At 55.8% G+C, this 22,210-nt stretch carries 25 protein-coding genes, 1 tRNA gene, 2 pseudogenes and 2 riboswitches; of the genes and pseudogenes, 11 read left to right on the top strand and 17 right to left on the bottom strand.

The features are described 5' to 3' along the window. Nucleotides 1-2: 2 nt before the first annotated feature. From ACOYW2_RS03385 to larE, 12 genes and pseudogenes are all read right to left on the bottom strand, one after another. Nucleotides 3-1,082 (bottom strand): FecCD family ABC transporter permease, encoded by a 1,080-nt coding sequence (locus ACOYW2_RS03385; RefSeq protein ID WP_482769394.1) that lies wholly within the window; start codon nt 1,080-1,082, stop codon nt 3-5. Between the two features lie 258 nt (nt 1,083-1,340). Further along, entirely contained in the window at nt 1,341-1,859 is a 519-nt protein-coding gene (locus ACOYW2_RS03380; protein WP_482769393.1) for a sirohydrochlorin cobaltochelatase, read from the bottom strand. Between the two features lie 86 nt (nt 1,860-1,945). Beyond that, nucleotides 1,946-2,314 (bottom strand): annotated as a pseudogene (locus tag ACOYW2_RS03375) (sirohydrochlorin cobaltochelatase); the annotation flags it as partial. 56 nt (nt 2,315-2,370) lie between these two features. Continuing rightward, nucleotides 2,371-2,637, bottom strand: a complete 267-nt coding sequence (locus ACOYW2_RS03370) for a hypothetical protein (RefSeq protein WP_482421699.1) — start codon at nt 2,635-2,637, stop codon at nt 2,371-2,373. Nucleotides 2,638-2,814: 177 nt separating this feature from the next. Continuing rightward, nucleotides 2,815-3,065: riboswitch (cobalamin riboswitch) on the bottom strand. Nucleotides 3,066-3,301: 236 nt separating this feature from the next. Then, a riboswitch (cobalamin riboswitch) is annotated at nt 3,302-3,509 on the bottom strand. 134 nt (nt 3,510-3,643) lie between these two features. After that, entirely contained in the window at nt 3,644-4,714 is a 1,071-nt protein-coding gene (locus ACOYW2_RS03365; RefSeq protein ID WP_482769392.1) for a carbon starvation CstA family protein, read from the bottom strand. Continuing rightward, a complete protein-coding gene (locus ACOYW2_RS03360; protein ID WP_482769391.1) occupies nt 4,606-5,067 on the bottom strand; it encodes a carbon starvation CstA family protein in 462 nt (153 codons plus the stop codon). Before ACOYW2_RS03360 ends, ACOYW2_RS03365 begins: the two co-directional genes overlap by 109 nt. Before the next feature lie 203 nt (nt 5,068-5,270). After that, on the bottom strand, nt 5,271-5,591 hold the full coding sequence (locus ACOYW2_RS03355) for a sensor histidine kinase (protein WP_482769390.1): 321 nt from the start codon (nt 5,589-5,591) through the stop codon (nt 5,271-5,273). Nucleotides 5,592-5,599: 8 nt separating this feature from the next. Continuing rightward, nucleotides 5,600-6,034: a sensor histidine kinase gene (locus ACOYW2_RS03350; RefSeq protein ID WP_482769389.1), complete on the bottom strand. Its 435-nt coding sequence runs from the start codon at nt 6,032-6,034 to the stop codon at nt 5,600-5,602. 17 nt (nt 6,035-6,051) lie between these two features. After that, nucleotides 6,052-6,984, bottom strand: coding sequence for a LytS/YhcK type 5TM receptor domain-containing protein (locus ACOYW2_RS03345; protein WP_482769388.1), 933 nt, complete (start codon nt 6,982-6,984; stop codon nt 6,052-6,054). Between the two features lie 357 nt (nt 6,985-7,341). Next, nucleotides 7,342-8,115, bottom strand: coding sequence for a LytR/AlgR family response regulator transcription factor (locus tag ACOYW2_RS03340; protein ID WP_482769387.1), 774 nt, complete (start codon nt 8,113-8,115; stop codon nt 7,342-7,344). Nucleotides 8,116-8,270: 155 nt separating this feature from the next. Next, nucleotides 8,271-8,585: an adenine nucleotide alpha-hydrolase family protein gene (locus tag ACOYW2_RS03335; RefSeq protein ID WP_482421693.1), complete on the bottom strand. Its 315-nt coding sequence runs from the start codon at nt 8,583-8,585 to the stop codon at nt 8,271-8,273. A gap of 15 nt (nt 8,586-8,600) precedes the next feature. Next, complete coding sequence (gene larE, locus ACOYW2_RS03330) at nt 8,601-9,077, bottom strand: ATP-dependent sacrificial sulfur transferase LarE (protein ID WP_482769386.1); 477 nt, start codon at nt 9,075-9,077, stop codon at nt 8,601-8,603. 126 nt (nt 9,078-9,203) lie between these two features. On the opposite strand from larE, the gene ACOYW2_RS03325 reads away from it, so the two are divergent. The 9 genes from ACOYW2_RS03325 to ACOYW2_RS03285 all read left to right on the top strand — a co-directional run bounded on the left by ACOYW2_RS03325 (nt 9,204) and on the right by ACOYW2_RS03285 (nt 16,745). Beyond that, a complete protein-coding gene (locus ACOYW2_RS03325; protein WP_482769385.1) occupies nt 9,204-10,760 on the top strand; it encodes a hypothetical protein in 1,557 nt (518 codons plus the stop codon). 363 nt (nt 10,761-11,123) lie between these two features. Further along, nucleotides 11,124-12,083 (top strand): universal stress protein, encoded by a 960-nt coding sequence (locus ACOYW2_RS03320; protein ID WP_482421690.1) that lies wholly within the window; start codon nt 11,124-11,126, stop codon nt 12,081-12,083. A 145-nt stretch (nt 12,084-12,228) separates the two neighbouring features. Beyond that, a tRNA-Gly gene (locus ACOYW2_RS03315) sits at nt 12,229-12,303 on the top strand. A 424-nt stretch (nt 12,304-12,727) separates the two neighbouring features. Further along, nucleotides 12,728-13,297 carry a hypothetical protein gene (locus ACOYW2_RS03310; RefSeq protein WP_482769384.1) on the top strand — a complete coding sequence of 190 codons (570 nt, stop codon included), beginning with the start codon at nt 12,728-12,730 and terminating at the stop codon, nt 13,295-13,297. Between the two features lie 97 nt (nt 13,298-13,394). Further along, nucleotides 13,395-13,787 (top strand): hypothetical protein, encoded by a 393-nt coding sequence (locus tag ACOYW2_RS03305; protein WP_482769383.1) that lies wholly within the window; start codon nt 13,395-13,397, stop codon nt 13,785-13,787. Further along, nucleotides 13,765-14,172: an ASCH domain-containing protein gene (locus ACOYW2_RS03300; RefSeq protein ID WP_482769382.1), complete on the top strand. Its 408-nt coding sequence runs from the start codon at nt 13,765-13,767 to the stop codon at nt 14,170-14,172. Before ACOYW2_RS03305 ends, ACOYW2_RS03300 begins: the two co-directional genes overlap by 23 nt. Nucleotides 14,173-14,832: 660 nt before the next feature. Beyond that, nucleotides 14,833-15,261, top strand: coding sequence for an iron-sulfur cluster assembly scaffold protein (locus ACOYW2_RS03295; RefSeq protein ID WP_482415226.1), 429 nt, complete (start codon nt 14,833-14,835; stop codon nt 15,259-15,261). Between the two features lie 525 nt (nt 15,262-15,786). Beyond that, the gene (locus ACOYW2_RS03290) at nt 15,787-16,122 is read left to right on the top strand and encodes a DUF2845 domain-containing protein (protein WP_482769381.1); all 336 of its coding nucleotides are present in this window, start codon (nt 15,787-15,789) and stop codon (nt 16,120-16,122) included. 185 nt (nt 16,123-16,307) lie between these two features. Beyond that, complete coding sequence (locus tag ACOYW2_RS03285) at nt 16,308-16,745, top strand: LexA family protein (RefSeq protein ID WP_482769380.1); 438 nt, start codon at nt 16,308-16,310, stop codon at nt 16,743-16,745. A gap of 167 nt (nt 16,746-16,912) precedes the next feature. Here ACOYW2_RS03285 and ACOYW2_RS03280 read toward each other — a convergent pair whose 3' ends face one another. Beyond that, a complete protein-coding gene (locus ACOYW2_RS03280) occupies nt 16,913-17,380 on the bottom strand; it encodes an NlpC/P60 family protein (protein WP_482770973.1) in 468 nt (155 codons plus the stop codon). Between the two features lie 715 nt (nt 17,381-18,095). On the opposite strand from ACOYW2_RS03280, the gene ACOYW2_RS03275 reads away from it, so the two are divergent. Both ACOYW2_RS03275 and ACOYW2_RS03270 read left to right on the top strand, forming a co-directional pair. Further along, on the top strand, nt 18,096-18,467 hold the full coding sequence (locus ACOYW2_RS03275) for a hypothetical protein (RefSeq protein WP_482769379.1): 372 nt from the start codon (nt 18,096-18,098) through the stop codon (nt 18,465-18,467). Nucleotides 18,468-18,731: 264 nt separating this feature from the next. Then, complete coding sequence (locus tag ACOYW2_RS03270) at nt 18,732-18,962, top strand: hypothetical protein (protein WP_482769378.1); 231 nt, start codon at nt 18,732-18,734, stop codon at nt 18,960-18,962. A gap of 388 nt (nt 18,963-19,350) precedes the next feature. Here the strand turns inward: ACOYW2_RS03270 and ACOYW2_RS03265 are convergent. The 4 genes and pseudogenes from ACOYW2_RS03265 to ACOYW2_RS03250 form a co-directional block, all read right to left on the bottom strand. Next, nucleotides 19,351-19,897, bottom strand: a pseudogene (locus ACOYW2_RS03265) (2-oxoacid:acceptor oxidoreductase family protein). Between the two features lie 2 nt (nt 19,898-19,899). Beyond that, a complete protein-coding gene (locus ACOYW2_RS03260; protein WP_482421683.1) occupies nt 19,900-20,700 on the bottom strand; it encodes a 2-oxoacid:ferredoxin oxidoreductase subunit beta in 801 nt (266 codons plus the stop codon). Then, entirely contained in the window at nt 20,701-21,849 is a 1,149-nt protein-coding gene (locus tag ACOYW2_RS03255) for a 2-oxoacid:acceptor oxidoreductase subunit alpha (protein ID WP_180136687.1), read from the bottom strand. Between the two features lie 74 nt (nt 21,850-21,923). Beyond that, nucleotides 21,924-22,130, bottom strand: coding sequence for a 4Fe-4S dicluster domain-containing protein (locus ACOYW2_RS03250; protein WP_180136688.1), 207 nt, complete (start codon nt 22,128-22,130; stop codon nt 21,924-21,926). Nucleotides 22,131-22,210 lie beyond the last annotated feature (80 nt).

Genomic DNA, 22,210 nt, shown 5'->3' with positions numbered 1-22,210 from the left:
ACTTATGCCCCCCCTCCCATGCGGCTCTTTCGAAAGATCACGCAGAACACCGGCCCGCCGATGAGGGCCGTGAGCACCCCGATGGGCACTTCATAGGGTAGCACCGCACGGGTCACGGTGTCGGCAAAAAGCAGGAGCACCGCCCCGATGATAAGGGTTGCGGGAAGAAGCTTCCGGGCATCCGGCCCGGTGACAAACCGCACCATGTGGGGCACCAGAAGCCCCACAAAGCCGATAATGCCGGAGACCGCCACGCAGACCGCCGCCACAAGGGACGCGGCCACAAGAAGGATAAGGACCGTCTTGGAGGTATCCACCCCCAGGCTTCGGGCGCTTTTTTCGCCCAGGGCCAGAAGGTTCAGATCCCGGGCGTAGAAGAGAAAAAGAAGAAACCCGGCCCCGGAAACGCCGGAAAGCACAGCGGCATCACGCCAGGTGGCCGCGCAAACTGCCCGATCATGCCAGAAGATGATGACGGAAACCTGCTCGTCGGCCAGGTATTTCATGAAGCTCAAACCCGCCGAGAGGATGGCCGACACCATGATGCCCGATAAGATGAGGTTGGAAGAGTCGATGCCACACCGCAGCAGCCGCCCCGAGGGTGAGGCCATGGCGATAACGATAAACAGGGTGAGGATGGCGCCGCCAAAGGCAAAGAGGGGAACGGACAAGAGGGTCTTGCTCATGCCGAAGAGAAGGGCCACGGCCGCGCCAAAGGCGGCACCGGAAGAGACGCCCAGGGTATAAGGGTCGGCCAGGGGATTCAGCAGAATGTTCTGGTAGACGGCCCCTGCCACGGCCAGCCCGGCCCCTGCGGCTGCCGCCGTCAGGATGCGGGGGAGCCTTACCTCCCAGACCATGACCCGGGCTGTTTCAGCCGCTGCCGTGGCCCCGTCCGTGCCGGTGATCCCGTTCCAGAGGGCCCCAAGGACGTCCTTAAAAGAAAACGCCACAAACCCCATGCGGGCCGAAAGCAGCACCGCGCAGAAAAGGAGCGCGCACAGGCACACCAGCCCTGCCGAGCCTTTCATCAGGGCAAGGGAGGGTTTTGTTTTCCTCATGGACTCCGTGGCGATGGTCATGGGGGGGCTTTCGAATGACGTTTGGGTTCAGCGAAAACCTCCGGCGGCAAGGTGTGCCACCTTGAAAGCAGGTTGCGGATGCGTTTTGCCCCTCGTTCCTCGGGTCAAATCACATCCGCCTTTAAAGCAAAACTCACCCAAAAAGGGTTTTTGAAACCTGTTTGTTAAACTTTCATGTCGCGCCGTAGCCCTTGGGCGAAGGCGGATTAAAAGTTTAGCCCCCGGCAGGGCCGCCGGAGGCCACCAAACCATAGAAAACTACTTGCCGGTGTGAACCGTTACCGCGTCCACGGCATGCTTTGCGTAGAGCTTGGCCCACTCGGGGTTCTCGCCCAGGCCTTTGAGTTCGCAGGTCACCTTGATACGCATCTTCTCCATAACGGTCTTCCATGCGTCGTCTTCGTCGCCGGCCATGTCGTTTCTGGCATGGTCACCGGCAACCACCATAAAGGGCTTCATGAAGACCTTCTTGGCCTTGATGTGCTTCAGGGCGGTGGTGACGTCATCGAGGCCGGGGTAGCCCTCCACGGTCCCCACCAGGGTGGTGACCTCAGGGTACATGGCATTCATGGTCTTCTGGAATTCAATGTACGCGCTGGTGGGAAACACCTCGTTGCCGTGGCCCATGTAGACCAGCACAGCGCCCATCTTTTTGGCCTTTTGCACATCCGCGGCCATGGTCTTGGCGGCGGCTTCAATGTCATTGCGGTACTCGGGGTGCAACCCGGCTTTGCCGAGGCGGATCGGTCGATGGTCATGTAGGAGAAGGGCTTCCACTTGGCGCGAAGGGTATCGATGCCTGCAATGGCGTCCACATAGGCCTTGAGATCAAGGTACTCTTCCCCGGCGTAGACGTGGGTGGTCTGTACCACCACGCGCTTTTTGCCCTCTTCCTGAAGGGCACCGAAGGTGGCCAGGGGGCCTTTGACGTCATACAGCCACTCGGGAACGTTGGGGTTGGCTTTTTTCCAGGCGGCGTCATCGGCGCGGTCGTGCCAGATGCCCCGGATGATGTTGGAGGTAAAGGCGTGCTTGATCTCTGCCTTGGGGAACTCTTTTCTCATCTCTTTGTCGATGGTGAGGATGGCCTGAAGGGCTTCGGGGTAGCTGGTGCCGAAGCTTGCAATAACCACGGCGTCCACCGCCTCTTTTTTGGTGGCTGCCGTGGCGGGATTTACACCCAGAAAGGACAGCAGTGATACAATCAAAAGCAGAAGGGTCGTCTTTTTCATCGTTTTTAAATCTCCGTACGTAACAGGTGTATTTATTAAATATGATACCCAGGCATTCAACCGATGGACCAGATGGGAACGCTGCCTCCCTTTAAAGCAATACGCCCCTTTTCATACCCGGCCATACGGCACTGAATCGAGGTAAACCCCTTGGATATCATGCGCCACCATGCCCAATGGATGTCTCCTTCTCCGTCCAGGGGAGAGACCACGGCCACCTTGTCCACGTCAAAGGACAGATGGCCGCCCTTAAGCAGGTCATCCGGGGCAACGCCTTCGGGTAGCTGCCCCTGCACACAAAGAATCATGCCTTTTTTCATCATCGGCTCCTTTATAAACTGATCATTTACAAAGGACCGGAGCCCGGCTGACTCCTTGCACAGCCCCTCCGGTCCGACCATCTCCGAAAAAGGGCTGTTCCCTGTTTGCTTCGCCCTTTTCATCACGCGGTTCCCCTGTTCTCCGCAGGGGTCTTGTGATGCGGCATGCCGCACCCAAAACATCACGTCTTATGCCGGGCAGGTCTTCTGACTCCCGGGCGTTCCGAACGGCGCACCTTCCCGCCCTGGTTGCCGCCGGCCTGAAAAGGAGAGCCAGCAGCGGGCAGTGGCTTATGGATGAGAGGCATATACCCCTTATCCGTGCCGTACGGTTCCCGGTTACAGCGGCGGGACCGTTCCCGATTTTCACGGGATTCCCTTCCTGCGTGTATGCAAGACCCCTTGCGGGGACCCGGTCACGTACTCACCCGAAAATCGGCCGCCGTGACGGGGACAGATTTTCGGGTCTTCCAAACAAAAAAATCCCCATGCCTGCAATCGTATGCAAGCATGGGGATTCCGTATTCAATCCTCAAAGTCGGGCGCACCCTTTACCACGGCAGTGCGCCACTTCTATATGATTCAATCCCCGTGTTCCGGCGGCTTTTCCTGTTTCAGGCCGCCCCTTTCACCACGGTGAAGATATGACGATAACATCAGACAACGGGACATCATATAGCGCATGGCAGGTCTTCTGACTTCCGGATCATCCGTACCTTCGCGCCTTCCCCTCATTGTTCGACCCGATTACTTCGGACGCATCAAGAAAGTGGCGTTGTTGCAAAGGACGTCCCCGGTTACAGCGGCGGGCCCGTCTCCGATTCTCACGGAGTTCCCTATTAAGCATTAGCTGCACCAAGCATAGGATGTGATCCTAAGCCACACTTTTCCGGTTGTCAAGCCAATCTAAGGCCCACGCCCCATTCCCTGCCCGACGGCCATCCCGTTAAAATTCCGAACAATGGCACCGGACAGGGAACATGATGGGAAATTCCTTCACGGGCAGTGCTTATTCAGCAAGTCCGTCGGCACGTTTCGCTGCCCGTACGCCGGAGAACTTGAAGAGGAAGAGGCAGAGCAGTACCACGGCGGTACCCACGCCGATGACGGTGGAGGTTCCGATGGAAAGCCCGAAGCCGATCTTGGCCTGAAGGATAAAGGTGACCACCACAGAGGTCATAAAGGTCGCCGGCAGGCAGGCGATCCAGTAGTTCTTCATCTCCTTGGCAAGGAAGACAGCGGCGGACCAGAGAACCAGAGTGGCCAGGGCCTGGTTGGAGAACCCGAAGTAGCGCCAGATGATCCCGAAGTTCTGGGTGGAGATGACAAAGCCCAGAGCAAACAGGGGCACGGCGATCATGAGCCGCTTGGCGGTCTGGGACTGGCTCACCTTAAAGGACTCGGCCAGGATCAGGCGGGTGCTTCGGAAAGCGGTGTCCCCGCTGGTGATGGGCAGAACGATAACCCCGATAACCGCCAGGAAGCCGCCCACGGGCCCCAGAAGAACGTTGGAGACTTCAGAGACAACAGCTGAAGGAGTTCCAGCAGCAATTACGGCGTTCAGGGCTTCCGGAGACTTGTAGAAAGAGAGTCCCACGGTGGCCCAGATCAGGGCGATGATCCCTTCCAGGATCATGGCGCCGTAAAAAACAGCGCGGCCGTCCTTTTCGTTTTTGACGCAGCGGGCCATCAAGGGAGACTGGGTGGAGTGGAAGCCGCTGATGGCACCGCAGGAAGGGAATGAGAGAACAGCAGGGGCCAGATGGGCTTGTTCGCAGGATGGGCGCTGGTGGTCATCCAGGTTGGGCAGAATCTCATAGCCACCGAACATCAGGGCCACCACGGTGGCGACAGTGGTGATGAGCAGCAGAGCTCCCAGCAGGGGATAGATCTTTCCGATGACTTTGTCGATGGGAAGGATGGTGGCGAGGAAATAGTAGCCGAAGATGGCAAAGATAAAAATCTGGGTATTCACGCCGGTGAGCCCGGTGAGGAGCTTTGCCGGGGCCAGAACAAAAATAACGCCCACCAGCATGAGGAGCACGACGGAGAAGACCCGCATGGCCTGTCGTGCGGGCATGCCGAGGAAGTCGCCCACCACCTCGGGGATGCTGCCCCCACGGTTCCGCATGGAGAGCATGCCGGAAAGCTGGACTGCCCCGTAAAAACAGAGCCGATGACAATCCAGACCAGGGCCACCGGACCGTAGAGGGCCCCCAGAATAGGTCCGAAAATGGGGCCGATCCCGGCAATGTCCAGGACCTGAATAAACAACACCTTCCACTTGGGAAGGGGCATGTAATCCACCCCGTCCTCAAGCTCGTAGGCAGGGGTCCTTCGGGAGCTGTCCGGCCCGAAGGTTTTTTCAACAAAGGTACCGTAGGTAAAGTACCCGAGAATCAGTGCAGCGACGCACGCAAAAAAAGTAAGCATAATCTAAATGACCTCCATGACAAAACGCATTGATCGCCCGTGGGGCGGTTCCTCTTTCACACCTGCTGTTGTAGCGGAATAAAAAGGGGATACGCCACGCTCGAAACGGCCCATGTCGTTTTTCGGGGATGGAATGCATCAGGAGGGTGCCGAAACAACATGGCCGCCCAAAGGGGCGGCCAGAGAGCTTTCAAAAAGGGAGGTCAGGGACGGGCTGGAGGGTGGTTCCGGGGGATGGAAAAGGAGACCTCCGTGCCCTGGCCCTGGGTGCTCTCGATGACCATGCGGCAGGAGGGGCCGTAGATCCGCCGGAGCCTGTGGATGGTGTTCCGCACCCCGATGCCCTCCCCGGCCGCGGCCAGCTCCTCGGGATTATACAGACGGCCCACTGTCTCCTCGGACATTCCCACGCCATCGTCGGTCACCCGCACCGTGAGAAGCGCTGCATCACAGTCAATGGAAACAGCCACCGTCCCCCCCTTCTCCTTGGGGGTGATCCCGTGCTTGACGGCATTTTCCACCACGGGCTGGATCACCAGGGCGGGGATGGGCCAGTTGTCACCTTCTCCTCACATAAGCCCCGGTAGGAGACCCGGTCGCCGAAGCGGGCCTGCTCAATGGCCAGGTACGCTTCCACCTGCTCCAGCTCCTCCTGGACGGTGATGTAGCCCTTGCTCTGGTCAAGGTTCCGGCGCATGTAGCTGGACAGGTCCAGGATCAGCTCCCGAGCCCGGTCGGGTCGGGTGCGGCAGAAGCTGGCGATGGTGTTAAGGGAGTTGAAGAGAAAATGGGGGTTGATCTGGGCCTGGAGCCGCCTGATCTCCGCATAGGCCAGCATCCGGGCCTGGATCTGGATGTCTTCCAGCTCCAACTGGGTAGAGAACAGCACGGCAAGCCCCCGGGCGGTCTGGAAATGGACCTTGTCCAGGGGTTTTTCCCGGGTGCCGTAAAACTTCAGGGTCCCCACGATGCTCTCCCCCTTTTTCAAGGGGACGATGATGCCGTGATGAAAGGGGCAGCCATGGTGCGGGCAGGCGATCTCCCGCTTCGTGTGCCGGAACAGGGGCAGCCCGTCGTCCAGAACCATGCCGGTGGCGGCGGTGCGGATGGGTTCACCGGCAATGTGGTGGTCCGCCCCAACCCCCATGTGGGCCAGCACATGGGTGGTGTCCGTGATGGCAACGGCCGCCACGTCCACCTGTCGGAAAATGATCTCAGCCGTCTTTTTGCTGTTCGCCCAAGCCCTGCGCGCAGATACCCCACGGTGAGGTTGGCGATCTCCAGAATCTGCTGCACCTGGCGGGACTCCCGCCGCTCGCGTTCCCGAAAGAGCCCCTTGATCAGCTCCACAAAAAAGGCAGCCCCAACAGAGTTGACTAAAATCATGGGCACGGCAATGAGCCGCACCAGGTCCACGGCCTCGGAAAAGGGCTTGGCAAACACCAGCACCAGCCCCATGTGCATGGACTCACCGGCCACCCCCAGACCAAAGGCCACCTTCCAGTTCATCACCCGCGAGCCGTACCACCCGGCCAAAAGCCCTGCGGCCACACCTTCCAAAAGCGTGGCCGTGGCACAAGGTGCCGAGGTAAACCCGCCGATATCAATAAGGAAGCGATGCCCGCCTGCAATAACACCGGCCCCAAGCCCCACCCAGGGGCCGCCGAAAAGCCCGCCCGTCACCACGGCCATGGCCCTTAAGTTGGCAAAGGCGTCGTGGACCGGATCGAACCCGTAGTTGCCCAGAATGGCAAACAGGCCGAAAAAGCAAGTCAGCACGGCCTTCTCCACCCAGGGGTGCTTCCCCAGAAAGGTCTTGCCCGCCGCCCCCATGTTCAAAATGAGAAAGGCTGCGGCCACGGTGAGGCCCAGGTGCTCTATGAGGGTGATCAACAGATGGGTGATGGATACATCCACGTTCGGGTATTCTCCTTTAAAAAAGCCTCCGACGGCCCCGCCGAGAGTCAAGCCTTTGAAAAGTTTAACAAACAGGTCTTAGATCATCGTTTTAAACATGCGCCGGAACAATTCAGACGGTTCTCGGTATCAGCCCCTGTTTTTGTTTTGATCGCCCCGGGGGCGATCAAAACGAAGAACTGGTGCATTAGTACGTTTTGTGCAGTTTTTTCAAAAAAGCGACCCGCCGGAGGGGAGCCGGCTTCCTCAATCTACCTCAACCGTAGACCGCACCGACACCTGGGTGCCAGGGTTTCATAGGTACCGGTCGTTTTTTGGAGATGCGGGGACTTTTCCGGGGGCTGGAACGACAGGGAATCAGAGCCCAAGGTTCTCCTTGAGGCCCTTGACACGATTTCGGCTCACCACCACCTCGCTGGCGGCGGGGTCGTCCATGACGAGGAGGTACTTGCCGTTGTACCAGCTGGTGACTTCGCGGATGTGCTTGAGGTGAACCAGGCTGGCGCGGTGAACGCGATGGAAGGGGTAGCCTGCAACCAGCTCTTCGAGGCGATCCAGGGTGGGGGCGCCGTGGGAGATGTAGTCGCCGTCATGGGTAAAGACCCGCACCCGTTTCTCTTCGGCCCGGCAAAAGATCACCTCATCGGGATCCAGGAGCAACAGGCGCCCCTGGCTCTCCACGGACAGGCGTACCACATGGGGCGGCCTGGCGCCCAGAGCCTCCAGCAGCCTTGCCACCTCATCACCCGGAGCCGAAGACTCCGCCTCCAGCCGCTCTCTGGCCCGCCCAACACCCTTGGCCACGCGCTTCATGGAAAAGGGCTTCAGGATGTAGTCCACGGCCTGCTCGTCGAATGCCTTCACCGCGTACTGGTCATAGGCCGTGCAGAAGATGAACAGAGGCGCCTTGTGCAGGTCGCCGCAGGCTTCAATGACGTGAAACCCGGTGTGACCCGGCATGTTGATATCCAGAAAAACCAGATCCGGCTTCAAGGTGCCGATCTTTTCCACCGCTTCTTTGGCGGAGTTGGCCGACCCCACCACGGTGACATCCGGCAACCCCGACAACAGGTAAGCCAGCTCGTCCACGGCAGGCTGCTCATCATCCACCACCAGACATCGAATTTCCATACCCCCTCCCATGTAAGCGCCGACGCACATCGCATTGCCACTATATACATCCAGAAGGCAACACGTCAAACAGGCACAAGGCCCTTCAAAACGCAAAAAAGCGGGATATCGCCGGGCGACTCCCGCCATGCCGTGCCACACAACCTGGCCGTATTTCAGCTCTCTTCCAACACTCGATTCATGCGGCCCTGGCTATAGCCCTCCAGGTCGGCGGCCACATGGAGATACCCTGCCTGCCTCACCGCGGCAACCACCGTCGCCATCAACTCCTGGCCAAACACACGCCGCAGGTCCTCCTGGGAAAACTCGATCCTGGCCACGGTCCCGTGGTGCCGCACCCGATAGTGTGAAAACCCCAAATCGTCCAGGGCCGCCTCGGCAGCCTCCACCATGGCAAGGGCCTCCCGCGTAATCTTCTCTCCGTAGGGAATACGCGTTGCCAGGCAGCTCATGGCTGGTTTGCGGGCCACAGACAGCCCCAGGGCTTACAGTTTCTCGCATCTTGGATCATAGAGCCCCGCATCCACCATGGGCGCACCGATACCGAGCTCTTCTGCGGCCTTGAGACCGGGGCGGTAGTCCCCCAGGTCATCGCAGTTCACCCCATGCACTACATTGCTCACCCCCAGGGCCTTCGCTTCATTACTCATCTGCGTGAACATACGGCGTTTACAATAATAACATCGCAAGGGTGTGTTCCCCAGAAAATCCTCATCCTCCAGCATACCGGGATCATAAAGGATATGCCGGACACCCAGTGCCTTGGCACAGGCCTTGGCCGCTTCGATTTCACGACGCGAGTGCACAGGGGGAGCCCAACGCCACCGCCGCTGTCCCAGGGTATCTACCGCTGCTTTCAAAAGCAGTGTACTGTCCACTCCCCCAGAAAAAGCCACCGCCATGGATTCGTATGTTTTCAGGCGATTTAAAAGGGATTCATACTTTGTTGTACTGCGATTCACAGGGGTCCTGACTCCACCAAAATGGTTTACAATTGTTTACAACTTTTATATACATGACCGTTAACAAGTAGAAAATAACCAGTTGGCATCATATTATAAATAATTGAGATTTTCAAAGGTGATCACATGGCAAAGGAAACCGTAAAAAACTCAACCGATGCGCCCAAGGAGGCCGCAGCCAAGGAAGAGTCTCCCAAAAAGGAGAACAAAACAACGGCTGAAAAGACCACCGCAAAGAAAGCTCCCAAGTCTAAAAAAGCCGTAAAAAAAGCAGCCGCCACCAAGAAGAAAAAAGAAGAAAAAGCCTTAAAAGCAGAAGCTAAAACCACCACCGCCAAAAAGACCACCGCGAAAAGCACCACAAAAAAAGCCGGTGCCGCTGAGGCCAAGAAGCCTGCTGCAAAAAAAACCACGGCCAAAAAAGATGATGCCAAGGCCAAGGCCGATGCAAAAAAGAAGGCCGACGAAGAGGCGAAGAAAAAAGCTGAAGAAGAAGCTCGCCTGAAAGCCGAGGAAGAGGCCAAGAAAAAGGCTGAAGAAGAAGCCCGACTCAAAGCCGAGGAAGAGGCAAAGAAGAAGGCTGAAGAAGAAGCCCGCCTGAAGGCAGAGGAAGAGGCCAAGAAAAAGGCTGAAGAAGAAGCCCGACTCAAAGCCGAGGAAGAGCGAGAAAAGGCTGAAGAAGAAGCCCGACTCAAAGCCGAGGAAGAGGCTAAGAAGAAGGCTGAGGAAGAAGCCCGCCTGAAGGCAGAGGAAGAGGCCAAGAAAAAGGCTGAAGAAGAAGCCCGACTCAAAGCCGAGGAAGAGGCTAAGAAAAAGGCTGAAGAAGAAGCCCGACTCAAAGCCGAGGAAGAGGCTAAGAAAAAGGCTGAAGAGGAAGCCCGTCTGAAAGCCGAGGAAGAGGCCAAGAAAAAGGCTGAAGAGGAAGCCCGACTCAAAGCCGAGGAAGAGGCCAAGAAAAAGGCTGAAGAGGAAGCCCGACTCAAGGCAGAGGAAGAGGCAAAGAAAAAAGCTGAAGAGGAAGCTCGCCTGAAGGCCGAGGAAGAGGCAAGGATAAAGGCTGAAGAAGAATCCCGACTCAAGGCAGAGGAAGAGGCAAGAATTAAAGCCGAAGAAGAAGCCAAGCGCCAGGCTGAGCTGGATGCCAAAAAGAAAGCCGAGGCCGCAGCTCGCCGCAAGGCAGCCGAAGAGGCCCGCACCAAAGCCGAACAAGAAGCCAGGGCTCAGGCCCAAGAAGAACAGCGCCTGCGTGAGGAAGCCGCCAAAAAGGCCTCCACGCGAAAACTCATCACGGCTGTCTGTGCCTTCGGCGTATTTGTCCTGATCCTCATCGCCTCCAGTGCCTCCAACACCTCCAACTACTTTGTCACGACCAAAAAGCACTCCACCTTAATATATAAGGGAATCTTCTCCCCCACCGGCAAAGAACTCCTCATTGAAATCCCCACGGCCGTGACTCTGGATACGGTTAAGGAGACTTACACCCTTCAGGAGGTGAAGCCCCTGATCTTTGCCCATCACATGAATTCGGCATCAGCCCTTCGCACCACGGAAGGGATTCCCGATCTTGAGGCCATCATCGCATCCTACGAAGCTGCCGTGGACTTTGCCCCCGGCCCCGAAGAGCTCGACGAAGCCCTTAAGCAACTGGAAGCAGCCAAAGACGTCTTAAGGCTATTGAGATAGTTACCTGCGCGAGTGGTTATGCACTGCTTAGGAAAATGCGCCTCCCATATGGGGAGGCAGGGTTATCGAAAAACCAAAACCCCACCCCTAAAAATGGTTTAAAGCATCCACTCAGGCAATCCCTGCCAGCCCTTTTTCCAACGTGTAAAGGCCATCACCACAGCCCCTCAGAGCCCCAACGGACCCCACGCAACAACACATTGAAATACCGCATCATTTCATCCAACACGCCCTTGGCACGCCCCTTGCTCTACCTTTGATCAGACAACGCAACACGACTCAAAACCAGACCGGAAGACTCCGCCCCCAGTCGCACTGCATGAGACCGATCCGGTCATCCACCTCAAACCCAAGGAGGCACAGGTGAACGCTCTCAATCAACGTGTTCTCATCCCTGTAGACGGATCCATCCAATCCACCCATGCCGCACTCTACGCGGCACGCATCCTGATCCCTGAAAAGACGACGTTCACCCTGTTTCTGGTAGAAAATGTCGTGCCGGAAACCTTCTGGGACACCCAATCCGACGGTATGGAAGGCACAGGCCCCGACAAACTGGGCGGTTGGTGGGAAGAAAACCACATCCGCTACAACCGTAAGGTCATCGAAAAAATCCGCACCGACCTCATCAAAGAGGGCTTTCCAGACGAATCCGTTGAGGTAAAAATCCGCCACCGACGGGTGGGCATTGCCCGGGACATCATCCGGGAGTCCAAAAAGGGCTACGACCTGGTAGTGGCCGGTCGCATCGGCCACAACATCCACACCGGGGCCATCCTCGGCAACTGCGCCCGCAAGCTCATCGCCTCGGTGAACCACGTGCCCCTGGTCATCGTTGGCGGCAACCCCGACAGCACGGGCGTGCTCATCGGCTTCGATGCCTCCGAAGGCTCCAAAAACTGCGTCCGGCAATTGAAAAAAAGCGTCACCCGAAACATTGAAAAGGTGAAAATCTGTTATGTGTCGCGCTCCCTCAACCTCATGAGCGGCTCCTTCGACCCCTTCCAGGCATCTCTGGACGCATACAACCTCATGGAACAGGAGCACCAGATACACCACCAGTCCCGCATGCGCCCCCACCTCCAGAAAGCAGAAACCATCCTCAGGGACGCCGGGTTCGACCGGGCAGGCGTGGACTCCATCATCCTGCGCTCCTACCTGAGCCGCTCCGAAGGGCTCATGGACGAAGCCAAAAAAAGCGGCTACGACACCATCATGGTGGGACGCCGGGGCCACTCCATTGTGGAGGATTTTCTTCTGGGCCGAGTGGGGGACAAACTGGTGCAGATGGGCCAGGACAGAGCCATCTGGCTTGTCAATTAACGACTGCTCTCAAACAAGGGCCCATGGACAACCCCGTATCAACCACGATTTAAACCACTTCCATCCGCCCTGTTTTTTCGATTCAAAAAACGCGTCAAAGGGATTGACGCCGCCGAAAAATGCCATTAGTATACGTCCCACATGAGCGGGAATAACTCAGTGGTAGAGTGTCAGCTTCCCAAGCTGAACGTCGCGGGTTCAAGTCCCGTTTCCCGCTCCATGAAAGATAATAAATTCAGAGACTTGTAAAACACTGCACTTCTCGAATTTACCCCATACGACAGCCGTAAAGAGGCAACTCTTTACGGCTGTTTTTGTTTTCACAAACGCCCTCTTCTCTCCCACATCACCCCGAGTGCCACCTTGCGAACTCAGGAGCCGGAAAAACGAATACTCCCACGGAGAATTGTAGGGTGCGCCGTGCGCACCGCATTTTCCGAGAACCGATACGCTTTCGTGTTGCACAAAGCAGTGCGGGAGCCGTTACCTACCCGCTGCAGCATCGGTTGGGTGGAGGATTTTGTCAAATGTGTAGGTGCGACCCCTATACATACTTTTCACTTTACAAACAAATTACTTAGAAATATGAATTATACTTAACAAAATTCCGAGAGACTTCCAACTCCACACAATAAGACCCTACAATGCCATCAGATGCCAACCTCCAGCTAAGACAATTCCAAACCATCAACTTAAATGACCCGTTCTTCGATACCTTAAAAGAGAACTATTCTGAGTTCACAAACTGGTTCTTTCGTAAGGGACAAGAAGTCGCGTATACAATGTATGATGCCCATCAATCATTATGCGGCTTTCTGTATTTAAAAGAAGAACTCGGGCCTATAACGGATGTTTCACCCAACCTTCCCCCTGATCGATATCTTAAAATTGGTACCTTTAAACTCCACGCTCACGGAACAAAACTGGGGGAACGGTTCATTAAGAAAGCGATTGATACTGCTATAGAAAAAAGTATCACAAAGCTATACGTCACCATTTTCCCAGAACATGCCCAACTCATTGCAATCATATCACGTTATGGTTTCCAGCGGGTCGCACAAAAGATTACACCTAACGGCATCGAAGATGTGTACCTGAAAATCATTGGTGCCGTTACTGGGATGTTTCATTACAGTGTTTATGCTCGTCTCCTTACGGCAAAGATCATACCTCTTGGGTATTCAGCCGCAGTATCATACACGCCTCTTCCCTGACTCCATATTAAACAATGAAAGCCTAAGTATTGTTGACGACGTCTCCCATACGAACTGCATTGAGAAAATCTATGTCTGCAAAATGAGAGACGTACACATGCTTCGAAGTGGAGATGCTCTGATTATCTACCGAACTGGTGATGGACAGGCCCCTGCATGGTATCGTGCAGTCGCGACATCCTTATGCATGGTCGAAGAGGTAAAATCAAAAAATGATTTTGCATCAATTCAAGACTTTATCGCGTACACCTTACCGCGGAGTGTCTTCTCTGAAGAGGAACTCGTCAGAATTTACAATGGCTGGTATAATCTTTATGCTATAAAGATGTCATACAATGCTGCGTTACGTAATAGGATTATCCGGCAGAAACTTGTTGAAAATGTCGGTTTAGACCAAAATGCCTACTGGGGTTTTATGCCTGTTAGTCGTGATCAGTTTCACATGATATCTGAAATGGGAGGCGTAAATGATAGCCTTATTCTCGATTAACCCTGAGTATGTCGACAAAATTTTTTCTGGGGAAAAAAAATACGAATACCGAAAAGCAATCTTCAAGCAGCCCGTGAAGAAGATTGTAGTGTATTGCACAAAGCCCGTAGGGAAAATAGTGGGGGAATTTGACATCAAGGATGTATTGGAAGGGTCGCCCGAGATGATCTGGGCAAAGACACATACAGACTCAGGTGTGAACGAGGCCTTTTACCGAGAATACTTTCATGATCGATCAAAAGGATATGCCATCACCATTGATGAAATGAGACTGTATGAAAATGCCATCGATCCAACCGAAGCATTCGGTCGCTTCATCCCCCCCCAGTCATTCCGATATCTTGATGAATCTACTTACAAAACCTATCAAGCATTAGCTTCATAACGAACCTTTTTGACGCCTCACCGTGATAGGCTTCCCCCCCGGTGAGTAAAGGGGTCACACCTACACGGCCTCACAAGGGACGGTGTGTGGCCCCCGATTTTCTTTTAGAAAACACGAAGCTGTTCTGTCTTATGGAAGAGGCGGTGCGCACGGCGCACCCGACTTATGTCCCGCAGCATTATCGTGTATTGCCGAGTGTATGGAAAAGAAACTGTACCTGCACATTTGACACCTCCCTCTCCCCCCAACCCTGCCTGACCCTGACCAAATACGTTGCATGGTTTCATTGCATCCCCTTCCCGTCAAAGATGAATGAATACGGTTCACGCAGCAAAAAGCGGTGCGGGGGCCGCACCCTACCGGCCCCCACCGTCACGACCTAAAACGAGTTTCCCGATATGTCGGGGCGTAACGATACGCCAACCCATACAGAGATCACACGGCAGGAAGTTATACACAATGCGAGAGTTGAATTTTTTTATCTCATGTTCACCCTTGAAGAAAAATAAATTTCACCTATGATTGAGAACCGAAGGGGCGAGAATAAAAGGGGTGTGAGCAAGCCCATGGGAGGGCCTCAGCCTTAACCATGGCAACGTGCAAATGAGGGCATAACCCATCAATCGGTTGTGCCTATAAAAAATAAGACAGGATAGAGACATGGATAATTTAGATGCTTTTTTGGACAATCTTCAGGATGAGATTTTTGAGGACGCTAAAGAATCGTTTGGTGAAAAAGGATTTGAGCGCTGGAGGAATCCTCGTTTTCAGGGCAAAATGGAGAACCCCGACGCTTTTGCCTCGTTGACAGGATCTTGCGGTGACACAATGGAAATCTACCTGAAGTTTTCGGATAACCGGGTTACCGAGGCCTCCTATTTTACCAATGGATGTGCCTCAAGTTCTCTGTGCGGCTCCTTTGCAGCAGAGCTTGCCATTGGCAAAGACCCGGATGAGCTTGCGAATATTACCGGTGAACGGGTTTTGGAAACAGTCGGAAAATTACCCGATGAAGACACACATTGCTCGGGCCTTGCAGCCTCAACGCTTCAGGAAGCGCTGTCGTGTTATATGAAAAAAAGAAGGTAAGGGATTTGTCTCACACCAATGGCACTGGGGGCGGGGTAGAAGCCCCTTGTGCCATAGCCGTTGTCACCTCAATACGAAGTTGCATAACACAATGAAAAGCAGGGTGGTGCACGCCGTGCGCAAGGCCTTTCTCGAAAACCAACGTGATTCCTTGCCACCAAAAAAGGTGCGGGAGCTGCGCCCTACGAATCTTCTCACAATGTGAAAAAATCAGCCTGCCTTACTACCACCGAGATAAATAAGACCTCAATACTTACCAACAAAAACAAAAGTATTTTTTATTTGCAAGACAAAATGATTGTGTCAAGATATCAACACAAACGGTGTTTACGGGCCAATTGATGGCGTCGGTTTATTATGTAGGTGTGATCACACCCCTCACCTAATAAAAAGACAGACGGCCCCGCCAGAAAAAAGATGCTATTCACGGCATGATCGGAAACACCATAAAGAAATTGCCCTGATAGCTGCGCTCTCGTCACCGGAACCGGACACACACATCCCCCCATGAAAGGAATAGTTGATATGCTGAAACGAATCATCATCGCATTTTGTTTTGTCATCATGGCCTCAGCCCCTGCCTTTGCCCTGAGATACGGAAACGACACCATCTCAGTCGGAGATTCAAAGGGGTCAGTCCGCATGATTTGCGGAGAACCTGTCTCAAAGGAGATCCTGGGCTACATTGATCGCGTGGAGACCGAATCCACCCATGGCTCCACGTCAGAAAAAAGGATCCGGGTGATGAAGATCGAGGAGTGGACCATCAAAACGACAAATTACAACAGCACGTATTATTATAGCCTGGTGTTCGAAGGAAACCGGCTGACAGAAATCAACTCCCTCGGTGAAAAAAGATAATCCTCCCAGATACAACCGCCCCACAGTACACAGCGAAGGCTCCCTAAGTTGATTCGATTTACTCGAACATTGAGGGAGCCTTTGCCGATACACAGAACGGTTCCCTGCGAGCAAAGCGAGAAAGCGCCCCATTGGGTACGAACCGGCTTTTGCGGATATGGTCGGGATGGGATATATTGAGCGGTATGAAGATTAAACGAATAAACAAGGCCGACACCTCGGTGTCGTGCCGAAGGCCCCTGTTCATGAGTCGGGTTGTTGCGGGGTTCCCGTCTCCGGCGGAAGATTTTGTGGAGGGGTCCCTGGACCTGAACGAATATTTGGTGCGGCACCCGGCCGCCACCTTTTTTGTACGCGTAACCGGCGACTCCATGATCGGGGCCGGAATTCACCCGGAGGACCTCTTGATCGTGGACCGCTCCCTGGAGCCCACGGATCGGCGTGTGGTCATTGCCATCTTAAACGGGGAGCTGACAGTGAAACGCCTTAGGTGCCAGGGGGATCGAATTTTTCTTGAGGCGGAAAACGAACGCTATAAACCCATCGAGGTAACGGAAGCGAACGATTTCAGCGTTGGTGTGTCGCTACGAAGCGTGATCACCCCCGGAAGAAAAAAGACGTAACCATTGAGCTATTACCTGCCGGGTTCCAAACCTTCTCCAGCTTAAAAAAGCGGGTTTGACAAACAGGCCCTGTGAACACCTCGAACCGTCCGAATGTTACCCACAAACCGACCTTTTTACATGTATCGTCCTCTGCCCCAAGCCCCGTTGGAGGCAAAATTTCGAGGTTAGTGTTTCACCCGCCGGGCGGTCCAGTACCGTTTCCGCCAGTAGGGATTGTTCAAGCTGGAGACGGTCACCCCTTTTTGAGTGGAGACATGGAGAAAGGTATCGCTGCCCATGTAGATACCCACGTGGCGAAGGGTGATGCCTGTTTTAAAGAGCACCAGATCCCCCACGCGCAGCTCGCTTCTCTTGACCGGCGTACCTGTTTTTGCAAGGCGGCGGGTGGTTCTGGGAATGGTCACCCCAAAGGTCTCCCGAAAGGTCCGGTGGACAAAACCGGAGCAGTCCACCCCGCTTTTGCTGTTGCCCCCCATTCGGTAGGGAGCCCCTTTCCAGTCAGCATACCGGGCGTCGAGCTTTGCCTTGACGCCCGCGGACTTGGCATGACCCGAAGGGGGCACGTGAACCATCTTAACGGTTTTCCGTTGCTTCACCATGGGAGCGGTGGCACATCCCATGAGATTGAACACAATCAAACACACAATCCATTTTTTCATTTATTCAAATTTTACCTTTGATGGCCCTGCCTAGAGCCAAATGTTTGCTCACTTTTATTGACGGGCTTTGACATATCCATTGCCTTTCGGGAGTGGCGTATTACGGCATACTGGATAAGACTTACAGGGTGAATACATTGCAACCATGGAGGCAGGGCCTCCGTGCAGCATTCCCAGGCAGAGCCTGGGAACGAAATAGCATTTCCGAACCTGGTGTCCAGGGAGTGGCAACGCCACACGATAAAAAATATCTCTGAACACTGGAGTTATTCCGGTTAAAGTCAAGCAAATTTCAAGTACTTCCAGGCGAACGAAACGGGCCTATCCTGCAAAAACGGTGGCCCCATGTCATACATCACGCGAATGCCCCGAAAGCGATGGTATAATGGATGCATCCATGCATTCGCCATAGGGTTTCCAGGTGCCCCCACCTGGCACCAACACACGAGGTTCCCATGAAAAAAAAGCTTCTCCTGCTGGGGGGCGGACACGCCCACCTGGAAACCCTGGTGGCCCTTTCGGCCATTGGCGAACACGGCCATGAGATCACGGTGGTGGCTCCGAGCCGCCACCACTACTACTCGGGTATGGGTCCCGGCATGCTGGGCGGCACCTTTACGCCGGAAGAGATTCGCTTTGACACCGAAGCGGCGGTGAAAGCTGGTGGGGGCCGGGTCCGGGCCTTGCCGTGGCCATCGACCCGTCTGAAAAAACGGTCCGGCTGGCGTCCGGGGAGCGACTCTGCTACGACGTGCTGTCTGCAAACGTGGGGAGCTTTGTCAAAAGCCCCTTTGAAAAGGCCCCGGACGCAGAGGTTTTTCCTGTAAAGCCCATTGAGTCGCTTCTCTCCCTCAGGCAGGCCATCCTGGACCGGTGCCGGGAGACGGCCCTTCACATCTCCGTTGCAGGGGGAGGCCCCTCATCGGCGGAGGTGGCGGGAAACATCCTCCAACTCATCAAGACGGCCCGGGGAGAGGCCCCCGTCATCACCGTGCGCGGCGGAGCCGTTCTGAATGGTTTCCGGACGCCGTTCGCAGGGGGTTACCGGGCGCCTGAGTAAACGGGGCATCAAACTGACTGATGCCGTGGCCCGGGCCAAAAAAAAACGCCGTGACCTTGGTCTCCGGCGCTCGCCAACACGCAGACGTCATCGTGGATGCCACCGGCGTAAGGCCCTCCACTCTCTTGTCCGACTCGAGCTGCCACGGACGGCGGCCTGACGGTCAACCGATACCTTCAGTGTACGGACCACCCGGACATCTTCGGCGGCGGGGACTGCATCCACTTCGAGCCCGAGCCCCTGGCCAAGGTGGGGGTCTACGCGGTGCGCCAAAACGCCGTGCTGCGCGACAACCTCCTGGCACGGCTCGAAGGAGCGCCCCTCTCCCCCTTTGACCCGAAGGGCAGCTATCTCCTTATCTTCAACCTGGGGGAAAACACGGGCTACCTGCACAAAAATGGATTCACCACAGCCGGTCGCCTCGCCTTCCACATCAAGACCTTCATCGACACCCGATTCATGAAAAAATATCAGCGTTTATTAAGCCGGCCTTAGGCGGGTAGGGAATAAATCCCCTGCACCCCAGGTTCGCACATGCTCTGCCCCTTCGCTCTTAAGGGACATCATGGTTAAAGAGACCTGTCCGGCGTGGCTTGGAAAAAAGCTCCGCAAAAAACTTTCCTAAGAAAATATCAAAATTGTTTCGGCAGAGCCTGGAAGGCTTACTCAAGACCTGTTTGTCAAACTTTTTAAAAGTTTGGCCCCCGGCAGGGCCGCCGGAGGCTTTTTTGAGCTGAATAGTTACGATCGACGTTTGTTTGAAAGGCGAATGGGATTTGACCCGAGGAACGAGGGGCAAAGCGCATTCGCAATCTGCTTTCAAGGTGGTACACCTTGCCGCCGGAGGCTTGTGTTGATCTGAAGAGTTACCCCCCTGCCCTGCTCAAGCCGTTAACGCCTCTGCCAAACCATGCCCCAGGTCCAGGGCTTTGCCATTCATCTCCACGTACGCCTCGGGCACCCGCTTTTCAATGACGGAACGAATCGATTCCATGCGCACCACGCCGATGAGTCCCATAAGCGCCCCCAGCATGCAGATATTGAAGGCCACGGGGTCGCCCAACTCTTCCATGACCGTCTGGAACATGGGCAGGCCCACCTGGCGGGCGTCGACTTTTTTCCCGGGGGCGGGCGCGCGCCAACCGCTGATGAAGAAGGCCGCCCCGCACGATAATGGGGGTGAATTTGTCGTAGGCCTCCTGGGTCAGGCACACCAGCACGTTGGGCTGGGTCACCTTGGGAAAGAGGATGGGAAACTCAGAGATGATGAGGTCTCCACGCGTGGCCCCGCCCCTGGCCTCCGCGCCGTAAGACTGGGACTGAACCGCCACGAGCCCCTCGTGGAGGACGGCTGCTTCGGCCAGGATAATGGCGGCGGTGATAACGCCCTGCCCCCCTGATCCCGAAAACACAATGCGGTACTTTTCCATGGTCACTTGCTGGCATAATCGCGGATCACCGCCTCGTAGGCGTCGCAGTATTCGGTTCGCTCCTCCTCCACAAAAATCCCCCGTTCAAGGATATCGGGGTTCTCCCTGGCCTTTGCCGACCCGATGGGGGCGGTGTTTGTCTTAAAGTACTCCAGCATGGCCGAGGCGTCTGCCAGCTGATTCCTCCGGCCGAACTGGGTGGGGCACTGGCTTAAAAACTCCACCACGGAAAACCCCTTGTGCTGGATGGCCTTTTTCAGGATCTGGATCCCCTCCTTGGCGTGGTAGGTTGTGGTGCGCGCCACAAAGGAGGCACCTGCTGCCCGGGCGAGTTCCACCGCGTCAAAGGCGTTGTCGATGTTGCCGTACGGCGCGGTGGTGGCCATGGCGTCCGGGCAGGTCATGGGGGAGTACTGCCCGCCGGTCATGCCGTAAATCCTGTTGTTCATCACAATGGCGGTGATATCGATGTTCCGCCGGGCCGCGTGGATAAAATGGTTGCCCCCGATGGCCAGGGCGTCGCCATCTCCCATGGGCACGATGAGGGTGAGCTCCGGCTGGGTAAACTTCACGCCCGTGGCAAAGGCCAGGGCCCTGCCGTGGAGGGTGTGCAGGGAGTGAAAATCCACGTACCCTGAGATCCGCGCCGAGCACCCGATACCGGAGGTGACCACGATGTCGCTCTTGTCCACGGCCAGCTCCTCGATGGCCCGGACCAGACAGTTCAGCACCGTGCCATGGCCGCATCCCGGGCACCACATGTGCGGAAAAAAACGCTCACGGATATAGTCTCGGGTCCCCATCTACACCCCCTTGCCCTGGATGATCCGCAGGATGTTCTTGATGTTGGTGGGAGAGATCAGCTCCCCGTCGATGCGGTTGGCCAGAAAGACCCGTTCCGGGTTGTCCACGGCCGCCTTCACCGCCTCGGTCACCTGCCCCTTGTTCATCTCCACCACCACGATGTTCGTGGCGTTCCGACACTTTTCCCGCACAAGAAGCGAGGGAAAGGGCCAGATGGATTGCAGCTCCAAATAACCCAGTTTTTCGCCACGCCTGCGCCGGTTCTCCACGGTGTGGAGGGCCGATCGCGCGGCCGATCCAAAGGAGAGGAGGATCACCTCCGCGTCCTCCAGGTACGCTTCCTTGTAGCGGGTGATCTCGTGGACGTTGGTTTCGATCTTGTCCACCAGGTGGTTCAACAAGCTCTCCACCACCTCGGGCTTGCCCGAAGGGAAGCCCCACATGTCGTGGTAGAGGCCGGTGACGTTGTATCGGTGCACCCCGCCGAAGTCGCTCATGGGCAGCCTTCCGTCCTCCCGGGGCAGGTAGGGGTGATAGTCCACCCCCCGTTTTACCGAAGTGCGGAGCCGATCCACCACAGGCAAAACGCCGGGCTCGGGGATCACGAGCTTTTCCCGCATGTGACCGATCACTTCATCAAAGAGGAGGATAACAGGGGTGCGGTAGGTCTCGGCCATGTTAAAGGCGTGGACGGTCATGGCAAAGACGTCCTGATGGTTGGAAGCAGTGAGGGTGATGATGGCGTGATCCCCGTGGGTGCCCCAGCGCGCCTGGTTGACGTCCCCCTGGGCCACATGGGTGGGGTTTCCCGTGGACGGGCCACCCCGCTGCACGTTGACAATAACGCAGGGAATCTCGGTCATCACCGCGTAGCCCAGGGCCTCCTGCATCAAGGAGAAGCCCGGGCCGCTGGTGGCGGTCATCACCTTGTTGCCCGTGAGCGACCCTCCGACAATGGCACACATGGAAGAGATCTCATCTTCCATCTGAATGAAGCGGCCCCCGCGCTTCGGCAACCGCCTTGCCAGAAGTTCTGCGATCTCCGTGGAGGGCGTGATGGGGTAGCCCGCAAAAAATCCGACCCCCGCATACAGGGCCCCTTCCACACACGCTTCGTTTCCCTGAACGAACACAACGGTCTCTTCCATATGGGCAGCCTCTTTCGGAGCGCAACGGTTAAAGATCCTGAGCGTTTGTCACATCGGCAAATGGTATGGGCGATTCACTTTTCCACGATCACTTCGCTGGCGAGCTCCGGGCACCTCAGCTCACAGAGCCTGCAGCAGGTGCACTTTTCCGGATGGGCCACAACCACCTTGTCAAAGGGGTCTTTTTCCAGGACCTCCTTTGGGCAAAAGTGGATGCAGACCCCGCACCCCTTGCACCAGTCCCGGTTGATGACGATCTCCTTCAATTTCTGTGGCCTCATGGTTGCGCCCTCCTTGCGTTATCCGGTCGCTATGAGTTGCCCTGTCGCGGGAATTACTCCCTGTTTTAGGGGTAGAGGTT

The sequence above is a fragment of the Desulfoluna sp. CLI2B genome (genome assembly GCF_056847375.1).
This window is presented reverse-complemented; position numbering and strand designations above follow the sequence as displayed.